The following is a 19,763-nucleotide window of genomic DNA, read 5'->3' on the forward strand; positions in this document are numbered from 1 at the left end:
TCCTGCTCTTGTACTGCCTACGCCCCTACTTCGTTCTCTCCTCTCCCCAACACCACCGCTGCCGTCAGGTCACCCGTCACGTTCGCGGTGGTACGAAACATGTCGGGGATCGTATCGACACCCAGCATGATGCCCGCCCCCTCAATCGGCAGTCCTGCCGCCATGAGCACTGGCACCATGGCGATAATGGTGCCACCCGGAATGCCGGGTACCGAGAATGACACAATGACCGCCGTGACCGCGATGGTGGCCAGTTGCGCCGGCCCCAATGAGATCCCGTAGAGATGCGCGATGAACACAATGGGTACGGTTTGTCCGACGCCGGCACCAATGCGAAACGTGGCGGTCAACAGCGGCACGAGAAATCCGGCAATTTGCGGCGGCAGCGCCAGCGTATCCCGGGTGGCCGTGATCATGGCCGGCAGCGCCGCTAACGACGAACGTCCGCTGAACGCCATGGCCTGTGCCGGCAATGCGGCCCGCGCAAACGTGCGCAGTTTCATGCGGCCGCCAATCACCGCGACCGGATACAACAGCACAATCAGCACGGTGGTGAGCACGGACACCACCGCGATGTACGTCGCCAATGCGCCAGCGGCACTGAGTCCCATGCGCGCGGCCAGCGGCACGGCCAACGCGAACACCCCCATGGGCGCCAGCGTCAGCACCCAGCGTACCAGCGTGATCGAGGCGTCGAGAATGCCCTCAAAGAACCGCACCACCGACGCGCGCCGCCGGGTCTCGATGTGCGACAGCGCGACACCAAACGCAATGGAGAAGATGATGAGCGGCAACATCGCCCCATCGGCAGCCGATTTGATTGGATTGGCAGGCACCAGATCAACAAGCCACTGACCAAACGAGGGCATCGTGCCCGCTGTCTTGACCCCGGCGCTTGCACTCGCTCGCAGCGCCGCAGACGCCGCCGGGTCGATGGACAGCATCGAAAACGCCGGTCCGGCAGCCAGCACGCCCAGCGAACACGCAATGGCCAGACTCACCAGCATGAACACCAAGGCGCGACCGCCCAATCGCCCGATGGTGCGCGTGTCCGGCGCCGATGTCACGCCCACGATCAGGCTCGATACCACGAGCGGAATGATCGTCATGCGAATGGCGTTGATGAACAGCGTGCCCAGCGGCTCGACCCACTGTGCGAGTGTGGTGAGCATCGCGCTGTCGGCGACAGAAACGCCGACGCCGAGCGCGAGCCCGGCAACGAGCGCGACAAGAACCCGCATGGTGAGCGACATCAGGCCAAACTACGCGTCCGACCGGCCCCGCGCGATTGCGACCCGACCCGCCACAGATCAAACGCCCGACGCGACGTCAGCGCCGGTGTATAGCCGAACACGCGCTTGAGACGGTCGTTGTGCAACACCGGCCGATATCGCAGGAAGTCCACCTGTTCCGGACCATAGCGCGACAGCCCCAGCGGACGGGCAACCGCCAGCGCCGCGCGCAACAGCCACGCGGGCAGTGTCAGCAATGGTTTGCCCAGCAATGCCGCAATCTCCCCGATGGTGAGCGCGCCGTCGCCAGCGACATTGAACACACCCACCACCGGCGAATCCACCGCACGTACCAGACACGCCACAACGTCCGCGTCGTGCACAAACACAAATGGCGAATCCGACCCGCGAATGGCGAGCAAGCGCGACCGTTCGAACAGCGCCGTGATCTGATTATTGACCGTCGCGCCCAGGATGGTGCCCACGCGAAAGACCACCTGTTTGAGCGCCGGAAACCGCGCGCGGTACTCAGCCAGCATCTCTTCAACGAGTCGCTTGTGCCAGCTGTAGGCGAACGATTCGTTGCCACGAATCGGCGCGTCCTCACTGATCCGGGCGGGGTTGTCCGCGTGATAGCCGTACGCCGCGCCGCTGGACGTGACCACAATGCGTTGCACGCCGGCCGCCACGCAGGCCTCGAGTACACGCTGTGTGCCCGTCACATCCACCGAATACTCGAATGTGCGCGTGCTCCCCTTCGGCGGCGTGACAATGGACGCCAGATGCACCACGCAGGTGACGCCGAACGAACGCAGCACATCCGCGAGTCCGTCATCACGCACGTCATGCTGCACGAATCTCACGCCGGCGGGCAGCGCGGTGGCCGCCCGAATGTCAGCCGCCACCACAATCCCCACGTGCCCCTCCCCGCGCCGCGCCGCCAATTCGGCGATCAGCAAGCGGCCGAGATACCCGGAAGCGCCGGTTACCAGCACGTTGGCGAGGGCGGAATCAGTCATGGTTTCAGGGGATCGGCGACGGAAGAAAGCGAAGGCACTTGAATCGCAGAAGAGTTCACACATCCGATATCTGGCTTCCGGCTTCTCATCTCCGCCATCGCCGTTATCGCCGCTATCGCCGTTCACCTAGGTACCGCGACAACGGTTATGAGAACCAGGTATCTGCCACCAGAGGACGGCCCCCGGTTCCATCATCACACGGCAACCGGTCGCCGCGACCAATAGGTGGCCAACGACAACCCCGCCACCACATGCCAGATCCCCCACCACGCCGCGACAATCGCCATGCCCCCCAACCCGCCAAAGAACGTGAACACCAGAATCAATCCCAACCCCGAGTTCTGAATGCCCACCTCAAAACTCACTGCACGCCGGTCGCGTTCAGCGAGTCCCAGCATGGCCGCCGTCCAATAGCCCACCGTCAGCGCCGTGGCATTGTGCAGAAACACCGCAAACACCACGCGTCGCACGTACGTCACGAAGTACGCCCAGTTCCCGGCCAATGCCGCAATCAGAAACAGCGCGAACACCGCGATGGACAGCCGCTTGAGCGGCACACGTATTCGGTCGGCAACCCGCGGCCACTTTCGCGCAATGATCAGTCCCGCGGCAATCGGCAGCCCTAACAACACGAAGATCGTCACGAACATTTCCAGCGGATCCACCGCGACATCGCGCAGGAGCGCACGCGTGGGAGCGTACTGTGCGCCCCAGAAACGCAGCACCAGCGGTGTCATCACCACGGACAGCACGGTGGACGTCGAACTGATGCTCACCGACAGCGCCGTGTTGCCGCCAGCCAGATGCACCAGAAAATTCGAGATATTCCCCGCCGGACAACTGGCAATGAGCATCATCCCCAAGGCAATGCTTGGCGCCGGCCGGATGATCGTCACCAACAGAAACGTGAACGCGGGAAACACGAGATAGTGGCCGAATAATCCGATCAACACCGGTCGCGGATTGGCCAGCACGCGTTTGAAGTCGTCGGTGCGCATATCCAACGCCACGCCAAACATCACGATCCCCAGGATCGCATTCAGCAGATGCAGCGTGTTGGCGCTGAAGTTGAGCCGAACCGCATCGAGCCCATTCACTTCCCCTTCGGCTCCTGATGCATGGCCTTGAAGTGAATCAGCCCCGGCGCCCACATGTGCACCGTGGGATTCACGTCCACGTGAATAACCGTGGGGCCCTCACGACCCAGCGCACGCTCAATCGCCGAACGCAGGGCGTCGGGATCATTCACACGATCACCGGACGCGCCCATCGCCATGGCCACCTTCGCGAAATCGATCTCACCGAAATCCGTCCACATGGTTTCGTGGTCATCGAGTCGCTTCTTGATGAGCATCTTGAGCGGCCGCAACGCAATGGACTGCGTCATCTTCACCATGCCCCACTGCTTGTCGCACAGCACCAGCCATACGATGCGCAGGTTGTGGCGTACCGCCGTCTCGATTTCCTGCGGATGCATGCCCGCCGCGCCGTCACCAATAATGCAAGCCACCGGCCTCTCAGGCACGGCCACGGCAGCCCCAACGGCCTGCCCCATGCCCGCACCCAGCATACCCATTTTCATGGTGCTCAACATGCGCGCGGGGGGTTGGGCATGCGAATAGAACATGCTCCACACCGCCGTATTGCCGCCGTCGGCCACCAGCGGGCTGCCGCTCGGGAAAAGTTCACGCACCAACGCCGCCGCATGCGCCGAATGCATGGGCGACTGGCGGTTCGTTAGCGCACCATCAAGTGTGGCCTGATAGCGCCGGATATGGTCACGGTATTTCGCCATGTGCGCGCGACGCCGGTCCAGCGACAGCTCGCCGCGACGCGACTGCAGTCGGCCCAACAGCGCCATGAGAAAGGCGCCAACATCCGCCTGCACCGCGATATCCACCGGCCGGTTGGCGCCAATAATCGCGTCGTCAAGGTCCACCTGAATGGTGGTCTGCTCGCTGGGCACCCGCCAATACGGTGCCTTGCCCCACCAATCGGTTTCCCCCACGCGCGAACCCAATATGAGCATGACATCAGCGTCGTTGCGCGCGAGCGTGTTGAGCTTGACATGCGTCATGGGAAGCGCCAGCGGCGAATCTTCATCAAACACGCCACGGGCCGCCCAACTCGTGGTCACCGGTGACTCCAGCAGGTCGGCCACCGCGCGCAGCGACTCGTGGGCCTGCGCATGAATCACCCCACTCCCGGCATGAATCACCGGGAGCTGCGCGCGCAACAGCACATCGGCCGCCCGCTCCACATCGCCGGCATCCGCGGCCGGTGGCGTGGTGCGCCGATACTGCGACGGCTTCCAGATTGCCACATCCGCCTTCACCTCGGCGTTCATGAGATTCTCGGGCACATCGAGGTGCACCACGCCCGGTCGCCCATCCCAGCACGCCCGCAGCGCCGCACGCAGGAGTTCCGGAATGCGTTCGAAGCTGGGCACGGCGCAGCTGAACTTCGCAAACGATCCCACCACGCGTTGCTGATCAAATCCCTGATACGTGCCGGTACGCATGGGATACATGGCCCCGTGCGGCGCGCGCTGGAAATGCACAGCACGCGATTGCCCTCCGTTTGCTCGACGACAAGGCCAGGCAGGATGTTGGCAACACCCGGGCCGTTGCTGGCCATGCACACGCCAAGTCGGCCGGTACACCGCGCGTACGCCGCCGCCGCGTGGGCTGCACTCGCCTCATGCCGAGGCGTAATCAGCCGAATGCCCAGCTTGTGCAGGGCGGCATAGAATCCGAAATACGTGCCGTCAATGATGCCGAAGACGACCTCGACACCTTCCGCCTGCAGCATGCGCGCCAGAACTTCACCGCCCGTCGTGCTCATGGATTCTCCGCGAGAGTGAATCCAATATGCGGCTCAAGCGCGCCGTTCGTCAGTCACGCCAAATACCGGTCATCCGCATCGCAACTACCTGGGAATCATCCCCACACACGTCGCCGGCGGCGCCGGTTCCGCTGCCCCGTAATGTGACATGGTGAGCGCCGCCGGCTGCGCACCGTTCGCCAGCGTGAGCACAAAAAAGTGACTGTACGTCGCGTCGCAGATATCCGGCAACGAAGGCCCGCCCAGCGCCTTGATGATCGCCGTCGTGGTATTGCTGTGTCCAACTACCAGCACCACGCCCTGCTGCTTGCGCACCGCCGCCGCCACGGCCGCGACGTGCGCCGCACCGCCACCGTCCAGCGAAATCACCTGCGGTGCGACCCCGGTTTGCGCCGCCACCACATCCGCGGTGAGCCCCGTGCGCTGACGCGAGGACACGAAGATCGCCGTTGGCGGTGAGGCCTTGAGCGCCTGCGCCAACGCGGCCGCCCGCTCGCGTCCAAGGTCACTCAGTGGCGGATCGTCTCCCGGCACCGCCGCTTTCTCGGCGTGACGCACGAGAATCACCAGGGACGGCCCGGACTGCGCCAACACACGAACCGGCGCGAGCCCCGACAACATCACCAGTGAGGCCACCACCATCGAAAACACAAACCGTCGCGACATCACCGTCATCATCCACCTCGGGGAATCAACCGGTCTTCCAGCAAACGCCGCACACGCGGCCAATCGTCATCCGTGATACCGTAGTACACCGAATCGCGCACATACCCATCGCGCACCAGCATGTGTCGACGCAGCACCCCTTCGCGCACCGCGCCGATCCCCTCCAGTGCGCGCTGCGACTGCGTATTGCGCAAATCGGTTTTGTACTGCACGCGCAACGCGCCAAGCACGTCAAACAGGTGCGTCATCTGCAACAGCTTCGCCTCGGTGTTCACCGGCGAACGCTGAAACGACGGCGTCACCCACGTCGCGCCAATTTCCACGCGACGGTGCGCACGCTCGATATCCATCCAGCGCGTCGACCCCACCACCGCACCACTCGCGCGATCCACAATAGCGAACGGCACCTGCAACCCCGCCGCCAGCAACTCGGCGGCCTGCGCGAGATACGCCGTCACGACCGCCTCAGAATCGAGCGGCACCTGCGCCGTCACCCGCCACAGACTTTCGTGATGACCCGCCGCCAACAATCCTGCGGCATGCGCGACGCCCAGCGGTTCGAGTCGCACATGCCGTCCCTCCAGCGTAACCGGAACCGGCGTGAACGGCACCAGCCAGGTCACGCGAACGCAGCGCCGGCGGCGTCCCAGTTGAGCGCGCCCAGCACCGCATCCAGATAATCCGCGCGACGGTTCTGATACTTGAGGTAGTAGGCATGCTCCCACACATCCACGCCAACCACCGGTCGCTGACCGTCAAACAACGGACAGTCCTGATTGGCACTGCCTCGCACACTCAGCTTGCCACCGCCGTCACGCATGAGCCACGACCAGCCCGATCCGAACTGTCCCAACCCGGCCGCCTTGAGCGCCGCCGTGCACGCCGCGAGTGACCCGAAGTCACGGATGATTGCTGCCGCCAGCGCGCCGCTCGGCGCCTTCGCGCCACCCGGTGCCAGCAGCGTCCAGTACAACGCGTGATTCGCGTGACCACCACCGTTGTTGCGCACGGCCGTTCGCACGCCGTCGGGCAGCGCCGCGAGCCCGGCCAGCAACTCGCGCAACGTGCGCCCTTGCAGCGCCGGTTGCGTTTCGAGTGCCTTGTTGAGATTCGTCACGTACGTCGCGTGGTGCTTGTCGTGATGAATGGACATGGTCTGCGCATCAACCGTTGGCTCGACCGCATTCTCCGCGTAGCCCAGCGGCGGCAAGACAAAGGGATACTTCTGCGCCAGCACATCATCCGCCAGCGTCAACGGCGACGCAATCGGCGACGCGAACCCCGGGTGCGCATCAAGCCCTGACAGCACCGTCAGTCCGGCCGCAGCACCCGCCGAGGTGCGAAGAAATCGACGACGATCCATGTGAGCAACGACCTCTGAATTGAAGGGCGACCGACTCAAGGCTGAGTCAGGAATGTCCGGTTGCACCTCGAAGTGTAACACCGTACTGTCTCCTCGCCAGAATTGCCCGCCCCGCACCAGTGAGGAGCCTTGAGCAAACTCGACAATGCACCACCCCCGCGCCCCATCGGCGCGGTGCTTGCCGTCGTCACGGCGGTCTGCGTCGCGCTCGCGCTGTGGCTGTTCCCCAAGGCCCAGCCCACCATCGCGCTCAAGCAGGAGCTGACGCGCGAATCGGCCATCGAGCGTGCGCGCACCTTTGCGACCGCACATGCGCTCCCGATTGCCAACGCCGAAGTGGCGGTGCGTTTTTCTCAGGATGGTGAGGCACAGACCTTCATCGAGCTCGAGGCGGGCGGGAAGGACACGGTCAACGTCGAGGTCAATCGCCGCGATGTGGCGCTGTTCACCTGGACGGTACGATTCTTTCGGCACGGCGATCCGCGCGAGGTGCGAGTCACCCTCTCGCCTGACGGGCACGTCATAGGCTTCCGCAACACGCTGGCCCAGGCGGACACGCGCGCGGCACTCGACTCCGCGGGCGCGTACGCCTACGCCGATTCGCTCCGCATCGCCTGGCTCGGTCTCTCCGCCACCGCGTGGAAGCCAGTGGCCACGTCGGTGGAAACGGTACAACCCAGCAAACGTCTCGATCGGACCATCACCTGGGAGCGCACCGATCGTACACTCGGCGCGGCACCGCTTCGCCTTGATGTCGTGGTGCGCGGTGACCTCGCCGGTGGTGCTCGGCAGTATGTGAAGATCCCCGAGCCGTTCCGGCGCCGCTATGCGGAACGACGAGCGGACAACGACCTGTATGCGTTGATCGCGTCGCTGTTCGTCCCGATCTTCGCGCTGTTCGGCATCGCGGCATTGGTTGGTGCTCGCAAGCGTGGACTCATACGTTGGCGTCCGGCGCTCATTGTCGGGAGCGTGATGGGCCTGGTGATGGCATTGGCCCAGTTGAACGAGATCCCCGGCAGCTACTTCCAATACGACACCGCGCTCCCTCCGGGAACGTTTCTCGCCCAGCAATGGCTCGCCGCCCTCGTGATTGGAATCGGCATGTGCGTGGTGAGCACGATCCTGCTGGCCACCGGTGAACTGCTTACGCGCGAGGCCTTCCCGGAACAGTTCGACTGGTGGCAAACCGCGCGACACGCCGGGACGCGTCCAATTGCCTTGCGTCTGCTTGGCGGCTACACACTCGCCGCCTTCGGTCTCGCCTACGTCTCCATCTTTTATCTCACGGTGGAACGTGGCCTGGGTTGGTGGTCCCCGAGTTCGCTGCTCGATGATCCCAACCAGATCGCCTCCCCGTTTCCGTGGCTGTCGGCTGTGGCCACATCCCTGCAAGCCGGCGTACTGGAAGAAGTGTTATTCCGCGCGATTCCGCTCGCATTGATTGCGCGCGCCGTCGCCAACAAGTCGTGGCGCATGCAGGCGCTGACCGCTGGTGTCGTGCTCACCGCGTTGGTGTTTGGATTTGCCCACGCCAACTATCCGTCGTTCCCGGCGTACGCGCGCGGCGTGGAACTGTTCGCCGAAGCAGTGCTTTGGGCTGTGCTGTATCTGCGCGTGGGACTCGTGCCCACCGTCGTCGGACACTTCACCTACGATCTCACGCTGTTCGGACTGTTTGCCGCCGCCGGTGATGCACCCGCCTATCGCGTCACGTTGGCCGTGGTGATCGTGGTGGCCGCGATCCCCGCGCTGCTTGTGGCGCGCAAGGCATGGCGCACGCGCGGCCTGGTGACCGCCGCACCAGACAGCGCGCGCTTCAGCGCGTGGCAGCCAATGCCCATGCTGGTCACGGCGGAAATGCCGATCGCAACGGCCGCGCCCATCACGGGTCCCGGATGGATCGCGGCACTGGCCGCGGTGGCCGCACTTGTTGCCGGACTCTGGCCCACCGCGCAACCCGCGCCGCCGCGTTTCACCGCCACGCGCGCGCAAGCCGTCGCCACCGCCGACTCCGTGCTGCGCACACTTGACGCGATACCAACCGAGTGGACCCGACTCGTGGACGCGTCGTCGGAAAGTTGGCCCACCGAACGACGATTTCTCGCGCAGCATGATTCCACCAAGCAGCTCGCGTCACGCGTGTCGCGCAACTGGCTGCATGGTGGTTCATGGGATGTGCGTTACGTACACACCACCGGCACCGTCGCCGAGCGCACGGAGTCGTGGAACGTGGTGCTGGGCGCAGACGGACGGCCGCATACCTGGAGCCATGTGCTGGCCGACAGCGCGCCTGCGCCAACGATCTCGCGTGACAGCGCGGAACGCGCCGCGCGCGCGGCGCTCATCGCCGCCGGTGCATCACCCACCGCGCTGGTGCTGCTGTCCGCCACTGAAACCGCGCGACCGGCGCGTCACGACGTGGAGTTCGACTTCACCGATACATCCATCCTGCTGCCGGCGAACGCGTCGCTGCGGCGCTCCGCCACCGTAAGCGGTGACAAAGTCACGCGCCTCGGCCATCTCCTGTTCCTGCCAGAAACGTGGAAGCGCGAAGATGCCGCTCGATCATCAACGCGCAGTATCATGGCGGCCGGTCCCGTGCTCGCACTCGTACTGCTGGGCATTGTCGGGTTGGTGCGATTCATGCGCCGCCCGCCACACCTGGCCGCGATGAAATGGCCGTCACGACGGACCATGATCACGCTGGTGTCGCTGGTCGGCGTGAGTATGGCCGTCCTCTCGGCCAACGATTGGCCGGCCATGATGCACGGGTGGGACACCGCATCACCGTTCAATCGGCATCAATGGACCTCGATGCTGACACTGCTTGGGGGCACCCTTGGTGCGGCGGCCGCGTGGGGCATGTGGTTAGCCACCGATGCAGCCCGTCGACGCATGGGTGTGCCAGTACGTGCGGTCAGCGCCCGCGATGCATGGCTGGTGGGTGCTGCGCTCGCACTGGGCCCCCGGCTGCCCGACGTGATTCCCGCGTTGCTCCTCCCGCACACGCCGTCACCGGTCGGCACCGTCCTCGATCAATTCATCCCGATCATCGGTCGCCTCACGGACGCCATTTCCAGCGCCCTGTTTCAGGCGCCGTTGTTCGTGCTGATCGCCGGGGCCCTGCTGGTCATCAAAGTGCCTGTCGCGCGTGTCGCGGCGCTGATCGTGGCCGCAGGTGCGCTCGGCCTGGTGTCGGCGTCGGCGGGAGCCCTTCTGACGAGCACGTGGCTCGCCCACGCCGCCGTCCACGCCACGTCGATGCTGCTCATGGCATTGGTGTTCTGGAAATTCGGGCGCTCGTCAATGGAGGCGTGGTTCATTGGTGCGTTGGTGTCGGGTACGCTCTCGCAGGTGGGCAGCGGTCTGGTCGCGGCAAGCATGACCGACCACCTCTCGCACATGCTCGCCGCTGCCTGTGCCATCGTGGTGGGCGTGGTGCTCACCAGGCGGCCGCGGAGTGCCACCACCCAAACCGCACCGGCGCGGTCGTAATCAGTATTTCGCCAGATACCGTTCCAGCTCCCACGTCGTCACCTGCTGGTTGTACTCGCTCCACTCCGCCCGCTTGGCCGCCAGGAAGTGCTGCGCGATATGCTCGCCAAGCGCGGCGGTCAAGACGTCGTCTCGCTCCAACTCGTCGCACGCCTCATTCAGGTCGTGCGGCAGGTCGTCCACTCGCAGCCGGCGGCGCTCGCGATACGACATCTCCCAGATGTTGGTGTTGATCGGTTCTCGCCAGTCCGCTTCCGTGGCCACACCATCGAGACCGGCGGCAAGCATCACCGTCAGCGCCAGATAGGGATTCGCGCTTGGATCGGGTGTGCGGAGTTCAAGCCGCGTGCCCGCGCCTCGTCGTTCAGGCACGCGAATCATCGGCGAGCGATTGCGCATGCTCCACGCCACATTCACCGGCGCCTCGAAACCCGGTACCAGCCGCTTGTACGAATTCACCAACGGATTCGTCACCGCGCACATGGCGCGGGCGTGCTTGAGCAAGCCGCCGATATAGTGCAGCGCCGTCCTGGACAATTCCCAGTCGCGCTGCGGATCCCAAAACGCATTCTGGCCGTTGCGAAACAGCGATTGATGCGCGTGCATGCCACTGCCGTTTTGTCCAAACACGGGCTTCGGCATGAACGACGCCACCAAGTCGAACTGCCGGGCCACCTGCTTCACAACGAATCGAAACGTGGCAATGTTGTCGGCCGTGCGCAGCGCATCCGCGTACCGGAAGTCAATCTCGTGCTGACCATGCGCCACTTCATGATGGGCCGCTTCCACCTCGAACCCCATCTGCTCCAGCGTATCGACAATCGCGCGGCGGGCGTCTTCACCCTGATCCATGGGCGCGAGATCGAAATAGCCGCCCACGTCGTGGGTGTCCGTCGCCGGACGACCATCAGGGGCTGGCTTGAACAGGAAGAACTCCGCCTCCATGCCGGCGTTCATCACGAATCCCTGCTCGGCCGCTCGCGCCACCTGTCGCTTCAGCACACCGCGCGGATCACCGGCAAACGGCGTCCCGTCAGGCATCGTCACATCGCAAATCACACGCGCCACGCGCGCCGATGGATCGCCCCACGGAAAGATCTGAAACGTGCCCAGATCGGGCACCAACAGCATGTCCGATTCCTCGACCCGCACAAAACCCTCGATGCTCGACCCGTCGAACATGATGTCGCCGTGCAAGGCCTTTCTGAATTGCGACGACGGAATCTCGACATTCTTGATGACGCCAAGAATGTCCGTGAACTGCAGGCGCAGATACCGGACCTGCTGCGCCTCCGCGAGTTCGAGGATGTCGCTCGCGGACGCGCCGATGAGATTGGATGGAACGAGGGAACGGCTGGGGGCTGGCACAGACGCGTGGGCTGGAGAGAAGGAATGTGGAATTGTAGCGTGGCCGCGGCGCGTCCCGCACGGGCAATCCCGTCGGGAGGCTCGGACCGGTACTATTCGCTCGTCATGACGCCATCGAATCTTCCTGGACCGGGCGCCCCGCACTCCGTTGCCCGCTTCTGTGCCGAATGCGGTGCCGCCCTGTCGGCGGGCGCACATTTCTGCCATCGCTGCGGCACACCTACAGCGCAGGGGCCGACCGACCTTCTCGCGCGCCCGGTGACAGTGGCGGCCGCACTGCCTTGGACACTCGCTGGCGTCGGACTGGTGGTGCTCGTCGCGCTGTTGGCGAATCGTGCGCCAACCGGGGGTGACACTCCAGCCAACCAACCCGGTATGGCCTCGCCTCCATTGGCGGGCTCAGGGACGACCGGAAGCCCGGCCGGGGGACAGCCGCCCGACATCGGCACCCTGACGCCCTCCGAACGAGCCAATCGTCTCTATGTCCGCGTGATGCAATACGCGGAGGCGGGCAAGAACGACTCCGTTGCCAGATTCGCGCCGATGGTGCTCGCTGCGCACCAAATGCTGCCCGTGCCGACCGTCGACGAGCGCTACCACTTTGGACGAGTCGCCGAGGTCGTCGGGACTCGCGAAATCGCCTCGGCGCAGGCGGACACGATTCTCAGGGACAATCCTTCGTCACTCCTGGGGCTGGTGCTGGCCGCCCGCGCCGCACGGCTCAACGGCGATGCGGTCGCCGCCAAGGCATTCGATCGGCGATTGCTCGCCGCGCTCGACCGGGAGCTCGCGACACAAAACGCCGATTACGACAATCATCGTGCTGAGATCGACCAGGCGGTCGCCGACGCGCGTCGACCCGACTGATGGGCCCGCCGGCCAACTGATTCGCTGGAGAATCTGTTCGACGCTTGACGTGGAGAGCGTCTCTATGTACTAGGTGTACCCATATACAGGTGCCATTCGTATTGGACTCGGCACCCGAACGAAACCGGCCGGAATCGCAGCACCCTCGGGGACTGTGTGTGACGTGCCATCCGCGGCGATCGCCGTTGGAATCCAGATCTACACCAGTGGAGGAGGCAGTCATGCCGCGAGGCGATGAAAAGTCCGAGGAACTGCAGTTCATCGACGAAGACATGGGTGATCTGCGCGGCGGCTACGGCGGATCGTCCTATGACGATGACGAAGAGGATGATGGGTACGGGTTGCCCTCGGACGACAGCGACAGCCTGTGGGACAGCGCTGACGATGACGACGACGATGACGATGACGACGATTCGGATGGCTTCGAAGACGAGGTAATCGACGACGAAGAGGACGAGGAAGACATGTTTGGCGGTTCGATGCCGCGCCGCGGTCCCGGACGTCCTCCCAAGAATCCTGGCGCACCGAAGCCGGCACCCAAGCCAAAGGCGCCGCCCATGCCGAAGGTCGAGGCCCCCGCGCCGCCACCACCAGCACCTGCCGCTCCTGCTCCAGCGCCGAAACCGGTGGTCGCGCCCAAAGCACCGGCAGCGAAGAAGGCACCGATGGCAGCGCCCGTGGCGGCCGCACCGAAAGCGGCCGCACCGAAAGCAGCTGCTCCAAAGGTGAGTGCGCCGTCCAAGTCATCCGCTCCAGTCAAGAAGGCGGCCGCTCCCGCAAAGAAGGCCACTACGGCAAAGAAGGCGGCCCCGGCCAAGAAACCGATGACGCCCACGAAGGCCGCTCCAGCGAAGAAGGCGGCACCGGCCAAGAAGGCGGCACCGGCCAAGAAGGCGGCTCCGGCCAAGAAGGCGGCTCCGGCGAAGAAGGCGGCTCCGGCCAAGAAGGCGGCTCCGGCCAAGAAGGCGCCTCCCCAAAAGGCCGCAGCGAAGAAGGCCGCACCAAAGAAGGCTGCACCAAAGAAGCCCAGCAAGAAGAGCGGACGTCGATAGCAGGGTGTGCCTGGCGTGCGGTTCGAACAGGGGCGCGGTCTACCGCGCCCCTGTTCGCATCTGCCAGCCGGCGTAAGTTGCAGAGGTGCGTCACCCCGATTCGCAAACCGCGATGCTGAACAGCCCACCCCTCGCTCGGCGGGTGCTGGACGCGTTGCCGATGACCATCTGGTCGGTGGATCTGGATGGCCGGATCACCGCGACGAATCGGTCGTGGTCGCAATTCGCGTTCGAGAACGGCGCCCCGGGCCTCGCGGAGGAGTCGGCCGTACTGGGCCGCTCCGTATTTGAAAGTGTCGCCGACGGCGAGTCGCGCAGCCAGATCGAGCGCGCGATGACCCTGCTTCGCACACACCGCGTGCGGGTGGTGCGCTGGGAATTCCCGTGCAGTTCGCCCGACGAGGAGCGCGTCTTTCTCATGCAGGTCACCGCGCTCCGGGAGGGCAGCGAAGTCTCCGGATTCGTCTTCTGTACGGTGGATATCACCCAGAGTCATCGGTCGCGCGAAGCGCTCATCAACACGGGGATCGCGCTGGCTGAAGCCATCGCGCTGGATCAGGTCTACGAAGAAGTCGCGCTGCAATTGCGCCGGGCAGTTCCGTCTACCGGTTTCGTCATTGCGCTGGCCGACGACGAGACGGCCGAGTTTTGCATCAGTCATCAACAGGGCTACGCGGAGTCCAGCCCCACTGTCCCGTCGCTGGCGCATCGCCTCAGACGCACATGGCTTGAAGCGCTCGCCACTGGACATGTCGTGCGAGCACACTCCGCTGTCGGTCTTGAGATCACCGCGCCCCTCTTGAGCTCTGAGGGTGTGCTGGGCGCAATCACCCTGTGCGCGGAACCCATCGAGTCAGCGCAGATGCTCGAGGAGGCCGAGCGCGTTCTGTCCGTCATCGCCGCACAAACTGCGGTGGCAATCGAACGAGCCTGGCTGGTTCGCCGGGTCGAACAGAAGCGCCGACTGGAGGCAATCGGAGAAGTGGCGGCCGGTATCGCGCATGAGTTGCGGAACCCGCTGTTTGGAATTTCCTCGGCGGCCCAGCTGTTGCGATTTCGAGCGCGCGAAGACCCCGTGGTCGAGAAGAACGTCGGTCGCATTCTGCGGGAGGTCGAACGTCTCAATCGCATGGTCACCTCTCTGCTCGAGTTCGGAAGACCGAACGCCGCACACCTGATATCCGCAGATCCTGAGCGCGTCTGGGACGAGATCCTCGAGGGCGAACGGGCCCGCCTCGACGCGAAGCGCCTTGAATTGCGCCGGAGCCGATCCTCGCCATCGGTTCGCTGCTTTCTCGACGCCGAGCAGTTGGGACAGGTGTTTCGCAACATCCTCGCCAACGCCTGCGATGCCGCGCCGGAGGGCTCCCAGCTGACACTCGCTTCACAGCTCTCCCCGAGCGGAGGGTGGAGGTGCCGTTTGAACAACGGCGGACCTTCGATCGCCCTTGATGTGCTCCCGCACGTATTTGAGTTCTTCTACTCGACCAAAAGCGGCGGTACCGGAATCGGACTCGCGCTGTGCCAACGCATCATGGAGGAACACGGAGGTACCATCGGCATTGAGAGCGTGCCTGAGTCCGGCACGACTCTCACCCTCACGCTGCCACCGGCTCCCGCGTCATGACCCTGTCCGTCCTGGTGGTGGACGACGACGAGTCGATTCGTACGACACTCGTTGAGTTCTTTGTCAGTCTTGGTCACACCGTGCGCGGCGCGGGCACGGCGTCGGAGGGGCGGCGCCTGGCTCAGGAGCATGCTCCGGACGTCGTCCTTCTCGACTTACGCTTGCCAGACGCCAACGGTCTGGTGGCGATGACGGCGTTCAAAGCGGATGATCCCGACGTCGCCGTGATCCTGTTGACCGGCTTCGCCGACGTTCGAACGGCCGTGCAAGCCATGCATGAAGGGGCCTCTGACGTCCTCGAAAAACCGATCGATCTTCAGACCCTGGCGGCAGCGGTACTCCGGTCAGCCGAGCCCGGACGCCTGCGGCAGGAGGTCTCAATACTTCGCGCGCAATCGCGACCGCCATCTGGCGTATCAGATCCGACGGTGTTCGATCCGACAATCGAGCAACTGGTCGAACTGGCGGCCCGGAATTCTGATGCTCCTGTCCTGCTGCAGGGCGAGACCGGCACGGGTAAGGGGCATATCGCCAGATTGATTCATGATCGTTCGTCTAAGAACGCATTGCCATTTATCGAGATCAATTGCGCCTCACTTTCCTCGACATTTTTTGAAAGCGAGTTGTTTGGTCACGAACGAGGTGCTTTTACTGATGCGCGCGCAGCCAAGCGCGGATTGTTGGAAATTGCCGGCGACGGTTCGATCTTCCTTGATGAAGTCGCGGAGATGGCGCCAGACGTGCAGCCTCGATTCCTCAAGGTACTGGAGGATCGGACTTTTCGCCGCCTGGGTGGCACGACTGTGCTTCATGCAGGGGCACGGATCATCGTGGCCACCAATCAGCCGCTGCCGCAGGCGGTCGCGAACGGCCGCTTCCGGGCCGATCTCTTTTACCGACTCCAGGTACTGACCTTGACGGTGCCTCCGTTGCGGGAGCGGGTCGGCGACATCCTGCCGCTGGCGAGGGCGTTTCTCCCGCGTGGTGCGAGATTGGGCCAAAGTGCAGAGGATATCCTTCGACGCTACGATTGGCCGGGCAACGTTCGCGAGCTCAAGAATACCATCTGGCGAGCGGCAATCCTCGCTGATGGCGCAGAAATTCATTCCGGGCATCTTGGGTTGTTCGTAAGCGAACCACTACCGGCGCCAGAACCGTTAAGTCAGCGTGAAATGGCGAGCGAATCGATGCGGGACGTCGAGCGAGGAGCGATTCGCCACGCGTTGTCAGTGACCGGGGGCAATCGATCGAAGGCCGCACTTCGACTTGGGATTGCGCGATCAACGCTGCTGGAGAAGATCAAGCGCTTTGGCCTGTGACCGACTTCCGGTGACCGATTTTCGCTCACTGCAAACGAATATCGACCGACATTCAGACATTTCGGCCCTTTAATGATCGCATTGAGACATCACTAAACGATTGACTGACAACAGATTGCGATTTTTTCCTGGTTGTGGCCTGGTTCTCGCAAACCGTTTTGCCATGGTCTCAGACACTCAAGGCAAGAAGTTCGTGCTCGTCGTGGAAGACGAGCCATCGATCCGCGACATTCTCGTCGAACTATTCGAGGTCGACAGCAATACCGTCGTCGCGGCCGAGTACCTCCCGGAAGCGCTGGAGAAGCTTCGTGTTCAGCGCTTTGACCTGGTGGTCACCGACCTGCGGCTGGGCGGCAAGCGGGATGGCGGCCTGCAGGTGATGGCGCTGGCGGGGATGCTGTCACCCGATGCAACCGTCCTCGCGTTGACGGCCTACCCGGACGATTCAAACCGCCAGGCCTCCTTCCGCCTGGGCGCCCTGCATTTTCTCGAAAAGCCGGTGGATCTGGCGATCATCGCTGAGCACGCCATGACGGCTGGCGTCCGTACCGCGCTGACGGTGGACGGGCGCGAGTAGCGATTCGCGTTCGCCGATACCAAGCGGCGCGTCACTTCGCACTCGACTGTCCGTTCCGCTCGCCGTGTGGATCGCCGTGCCCGTATATTCCGCGTCCGATGGCCGAATCCCCAGTCCCACTTCTGCGCGCGCACGCGCGTCACGCTCCATGGAATGCCCGTGGGCTCGCCGCCCATGCGGCCGCCCTCGCTGACGCGGCCGGCATGAAGCCCACCAATGCGTCAGCGCGCGCCACACCAAGTGCGCGCGCGGTGCGATTCTATGTTGCCAACGGCCTGCTGGATCGACCCGAGGGTGCCGGTACGGCAGCGACCTACGGATATCGCCATCTCCTGCAGCTGTTGGCCATCAAGATCCGGCAACGCGAAGGCCAGACGCTGGACGCGATTCGCCTGGAAATGCGCGAGGTCACGGGTGATTCGCTCGAGCGGCGCGTCGCGCAGTCACTGGCACCCGCCTTGTCGTTGCAGATGGATCCGATCGTGCCCCGTGAAGGCGTCGCCATGTGGCGACGCCTTCCGATAGCTGACGGCATCGAGATCCACGTGCGTGACGACTCGCCGGCCGCGCGCGACGATGTGCTCGTGGCGATGCGCGACGCCTTGCGCCACGCGCTTGGTCGCTTTGATCTCGGCGGCTGAGCGCGCGCCACGCCCTTTGGTCCGCTGCCTGACACCAGCCGTGTCACCGCGGCACCTGGCCCTTTCACAACGCGACACTCATGACGTTTCGAGTACTGGTCACCGACGATGTCGATCCGGAAGGCGTGGCGTTGCTGCTCGCCGAGCCGGAACTGCTTGTCGATGAAGTCCCCACGCTCCCGCGCGATGAATTGCTGCGACGCATTGGCGACTATGACGCTATTGTCGGCCGCAGTGCCACCCGCATTTCGCCGGAACTGCTGCAGCACGCGACACGATTGAAGGTCGTGGGACGTGCCGGCGTGGGCGTCGACAATATTGCGCTCGATGACGCCACAGCGCTCGGCATCGCCATCATCAACGCGCCCGCCGGCAACACGGTGGCCGTGGCAGAGCTGTTCTTCGGGGCGGTGATCGGTTTGCTGCGCGAACTGCCCAAGGCGGCGCGCATCATGGCCGACGGCGGTTGGGATCGCACCTCGTTCATGGGACGCGAACTCAAGGCCAAGACGCTGGGCATCGTGGGACTCGGGCGTATTGGCGGGGAGGTGGCGTCGCGCGCCCATGCGTTCGGGATGCAGGTGGTCGCCTACGACCCGTACATCGCCGACGAACGGTTCACCGCGTTGCGCGTGCGTCGCGCCGTGTCGCTCGACGCGCTGCTCGCCGAATGCAATATCCTCACGGTCCATGTGCCGCTCACGGATGAAACGCGCGGCATGATCGGCAAACGTGAACTAGGGCGGCTCCCGTCGCGATCGGTGGTGGTCAACATGGCGCGGGGCGGGATCGTTGACGAAGCGGCACTCGTAGCGGCGCTCGAGACCGATCAACTGCGGGGAGCCGCGCTCGACGTGTTTGCGGCCGAGCCGCTGGCCGCAGATTCGCCATTGCGTCACGCACCCAATCTGGTGTTGACGCCCCACCTCGGCGCAAACACCGTCGAGGCGCAGCGCAACGTGTCGCGCGATGTCTGTCTGGCGGTGCGCGATGCGTTGCTGCACAAGGACCTGTCGCGCTCGATCAATGTCGCGGGAGCGAGTGCCGAATGGGGTGAGCTGCAGGGCGCGCTGCTGGTGGCCCGCCGCGCGGCGGCGGTGGCGCGGGCGGTGCTTGCCGATCAGGGAATGCGGGCGGTGCGGCGTGTGGCGCTGCGCGTGGGTCCCGACCTCGCGCACGGGACCAGTGCGTTGCTGGCCGCAGCGGCGGCAGGTGTACTGGAGGGCGTCATCGAGACTGATCGCCTCAACCTGATCAACGCGCGTAGTCTCGCGGAATCGCGCGGGCTGGAGTTGTCGGTTGGTGAATCCAACGATCTCGGGCATCCCCGCGCGATCGAGGTCGCAGTGTCCGGTGGTATGCAGCAGCTGGCTGTATCCGGCATCGCGCCCGAAGGGAGTACGCCGCGTCTGACGCGTATCGGCTCATTCCATGTTGACGTCAACCCGCGGCAGACGCTGCTCATCCTGACCAACAAGGACGTGCCTGGAGTGATTGGTCGGGTGGGTACGCTGCTTGGCGAGCGTCGGGTGAACATCGCCGAATACCATCAGGCCCGACTGGCGCAGGGTGGCGATGCGCTGGCGGCGATCTCGGTGGATGGCGCGGTGGACGAGGCGACGCGACAGGCGCTGCTCGGCCTGCCGGATATCGTTTCCGCCAGTATCGTGCAGTTCCGCGCCGAGTGACC

At 64.4% G+C, this 19,763-nt stretch carries 15 protein-coding genes and 1 pseudogene; 8 read left to right on the top strand and 8 right to left on the bottom strand.

Features of this window, described 5'->3' with window-relative positions; translation table 11 throughout:
* Positions 1-17: 17 nt before the first annotated feature.
* The 7 genes and pseudogenes from IPP90_08810 to IPP90_08840 form a co-directional block, all read right to left on the bottom strand.
* Positions 18-1,253 carry a dicarboxylate/amino acid:cation symporter gene (locus tag IPP90_08810; protein MBL0170815.1) on the bottom strand — a complete coding sequence of 412 codons (1,236 nt, stop codon included), beginning with the start codon at positions 1,251-1,253 and terminating at the stop codon, positions 18-20.
* Positions 1,253-2,251 carry an SDR family oxidoreductase gene (locus IPP90_08815; protein ID MBL0170816.1) on the bottom strand — a complete coding sequence of 333 codons (999 nt, stop codon included), beginning with the start codon at positions 2,249-2,251 and terminating at the stop codon, positions 1,253-1,255. The genes IPP90_08810 and IPP90_08815 overlap by 1 nt, the downstream gene beginning before the upstream one ends.
* Before the next feature lie 194 nt (positions 2,252-2,445).
* Positions 2,446-3,348, bottom strand: coding sequence for a bile acid:sodium symporter family protein (locus IPP90_08820; GenBank protein MBL0170817.1), 903 nt, complete (start codon positions 3,346-3,348; stop codon positions 2,446-2,448).
* A pseudogene (locus IPP90_08825) lies at positions 3,345-5,095 on the bottom strand (thiamine pyrophosphate-binding protein). The gene IPP90_08820 and the pseudogene IPP90_08825 overlap by 4 nt, the downstream one beginning before the upstream one ends.
* A gap of 84 nt (positions 5,096-5,179) precedes the next feature.
* Positions 5,180-5,770: a histidine phosphatase family protein gene (locus IPP90_08830; protein ID MBL0170818.1), complete on the bottom strand. Its 591-nt coding sequence runs from the start codon at positions 5,768-5,770 to the stop codon at positions 5,180-5,182.
* On the bottom strand, positions 5,770-6,375 hold the full coding sequence (locus IPP90_08835; protein MBL0170819.1) for a GNAT family N-acetyltransferase: 606 nt from the start codon (positions 6,373-6,375) through the stop codon (positions 5,770-5,772). The genes IPP90_08830 and IPP90_08835 overlap by 1 nt, the downstream gene beginning before the upstream one ends.
* Positions 6,376-6,380: 5 nt before the next feature.
* Positions 6,381-7,124, bottom strand: coding sequence for a superoxide dismutase (locus IPP90_08840; protein MBL0170820.1), 744 nt, complete (start codon positions 7,122-7,124; stop codon positions 6,381-6,383).
* 129 nt (positions 7,125-7,253) lie between these two features.
* On the opposite strand from IPP90_08840, the gene IPP90_08845 reads away from it, so the two are divergent.
* Positions 7,254-10,622, top strand: a complete 3,369-nt coding sequence (locus IPP90_08845) for a CPBP family intramembrane metalloprotease (GenBank protein MBL0170821.1) — start codon at positions 7,254-7,256, stop codon at positions 10,620-10,622.
* On the opposite strand, the gene glnA is transcribed toward IPP90_08845, so the two are convergent.
* Positions 10,623-11,951 (bottom strand): type I glutamate--ammonia ligase, encoded by a 1,329-nt coding sequence (glnA, locus tag IPP90_08850; protein ID MBL0170822.1) that lies wholly within the window; start codon positions 11,949-11,951, stop codon positions 10,623-10,625.
* A 144-nt stretch (positions 11,952-12,095) separates the two neighbouring features.
* Between glnA and IPP90_08855 the strand changes: the two genes are divergently transcribed.
* The 7 genes from IPP90_08855 to IPP90_08885 all read left to right on the top strand — a co-directional run bounded on the left by IPP90_08855 (position 12,096) and on the right by IPP90_08885 (position 19,761).
* Complete coding sequence (locus IPP90_08855; GenBank protein MBL0170823.1) at positions 12,096-12,857, top strand: zinc ribbon domain-containing protein; 762 nt, start codon at positions 12,096-12,098, stop codon at positions 12,855-12,857.
* Between the two features lie 221 nt (positions 12,858-13,078).
* Complete coding sequence (locus IPP90_08860; GenBank protein ID MBL0170824.1) at positions 13,079-13,909, top strand: hypothetical protein; 831 nt, start codon at positions 13,079-13,081, stop codon at positions 13,907-13,909.
* Positions 13,910-14,021: 112 nt separating this feature from the next.
* Positions 14,022-15,536 (top strand): PAS domain-containing protein, encoded by a 1,515-nt coding sequence (locus IPP90_08865; GenBank protein MBL0170825.1) that lies wholly within the window; start codon positions 14,022-14,024, stop codon positions 15,534-15,536.
* Entirely contained in the window at positions 15,533-16,855 is a 1,323-nt protein-coding gene (locus tag IPP90_08870) for a sigma-54-dependent Fis family transcriptional regulator (protein ID MBL0170826.1), read from the top strand. The genes IPP90_08865 and IPP90_08870 overlap by 4 nt, the downstream gene beginning before the upstream one ends.
* Before the next feature lie 193 nt (positions 16,856-17,048).
* Positions 17,049-17,432, top strand: a complete 384-nt coding sequence (locus IPP90_08875; GenBank protein MBL0170827.1) for a response regulator — start codon at positions 17,049-17,051, stop codon at positions 17,430-17,432.
* A gap of 98 nt (positions 17,433-17,530) precedes the next feature.
* Positions 17,531-18,073, top strand: coding sequence for a MerR family transcriptional regulator (locus IPP90_08880; GenBank protein ID MBL0170828.1), 543 nt, complete (start codon positions 17,531-17,533; stop codon positions 18,071-18,073).
* Positions 18,074-18,153: 80 nt separating this feature from the next.
* Positions 18,154-19,761 carry a phosphoglycerate dehydrogenase gene (locus tag IPP90_08885; protein MBL0170829.1) on the top strand — a complete coding sequence of 536 codons (1,608 nt, stop codon included), beginning with the start codon at positions 18,154-18,156 and terminating at the stop codon, positions 19,759-19,761.
* Positions 19,762-19,763 lie beyond the last annotated feature (2 nt).

This window comes from Gemmatimonadaceae bacterium (genome assembly GCA_016720905.1).
Lineage (GTDB): Bacteria > Gemmatimonadota > Gemmatimonadetes > Gemmatimonadales > Gemmatimonadaceae > Gemmatimonas.

Excerpts from the sequence above, each read along its gene's own strand:
- IPP90_08810 (MBL0170815.1), bottom strand. The coding sequence starts at position 1,253 with ATGTCGCTCACCATGCGGGTTCTTGTCGCGCTCGTTGCCGGGCTCGCG.
- IPP90_08815 (MBL0170816.1), bottom strand. The coding sequence starts at position 2,251 with ATGACTGATTCCGCCCTCGCCAACGTGCTGGTAACCGGCGCTTCCGGG.
- IPP90_08830 (MBL0170818.1), bottom strand. The coding sequence starts at position 5,770 with ATGACGGTGATGTCGCGACGGTTTGTGTTTTCGATGGTGGTGGCCTCA.
- IPP90_08840 (MBL0170820.1), bottom strand. The coding sequence starts at position 7,124 with ATGGATCGTCGTCGATTTCTTCGCACCTCGGCGGGTGCTGCGGCCGGA.
- IPP90_08855 (MBL0170823.1), top strand. The coding sequence starts at position 12,096 with ATGACGCCATCGAATCTTCCTGGACCGGGCGCCCCGCACTCCGTTGCC.
- IPP90_08860 (MBL0170824.1), top strand. The coding sequence starts at position 13,079 with ATGCCGCGAGGCGATGAAAAGTCCGAGGAACTGCAGTTCATCGACGAA.
- IPP90_08865 (MBL0170825.1), top strand. The coding sequence starts at position 14,022 with ATGCTGAACAGCCCACCCCTCGCTCGGCGGGTGCTGGACGCGTTGCCG.
- IPP90_08870 (MBL0170826.1), top strand. The coding sequence starts at position 15,533 with ATGACCCTGTCCGTCCTGGTGGTGGACGACGACGAGTCGATTCGTACG.
- IPP90_08880 (MBL0170828.1), top strand. The coding sequence starts at position 17,531 with ATGGCCGAATCCCCAGTCCCACTTCTGCGCGCGCACGCGCGTCACGCT.
- IPP90_08885 (MBL0170829.1), top strand. The coding sequence starts at position 18,154 with ATGACGTTTCGAGTACTGGTCACCGACGATGTCGATCCGGAAGGCGTG.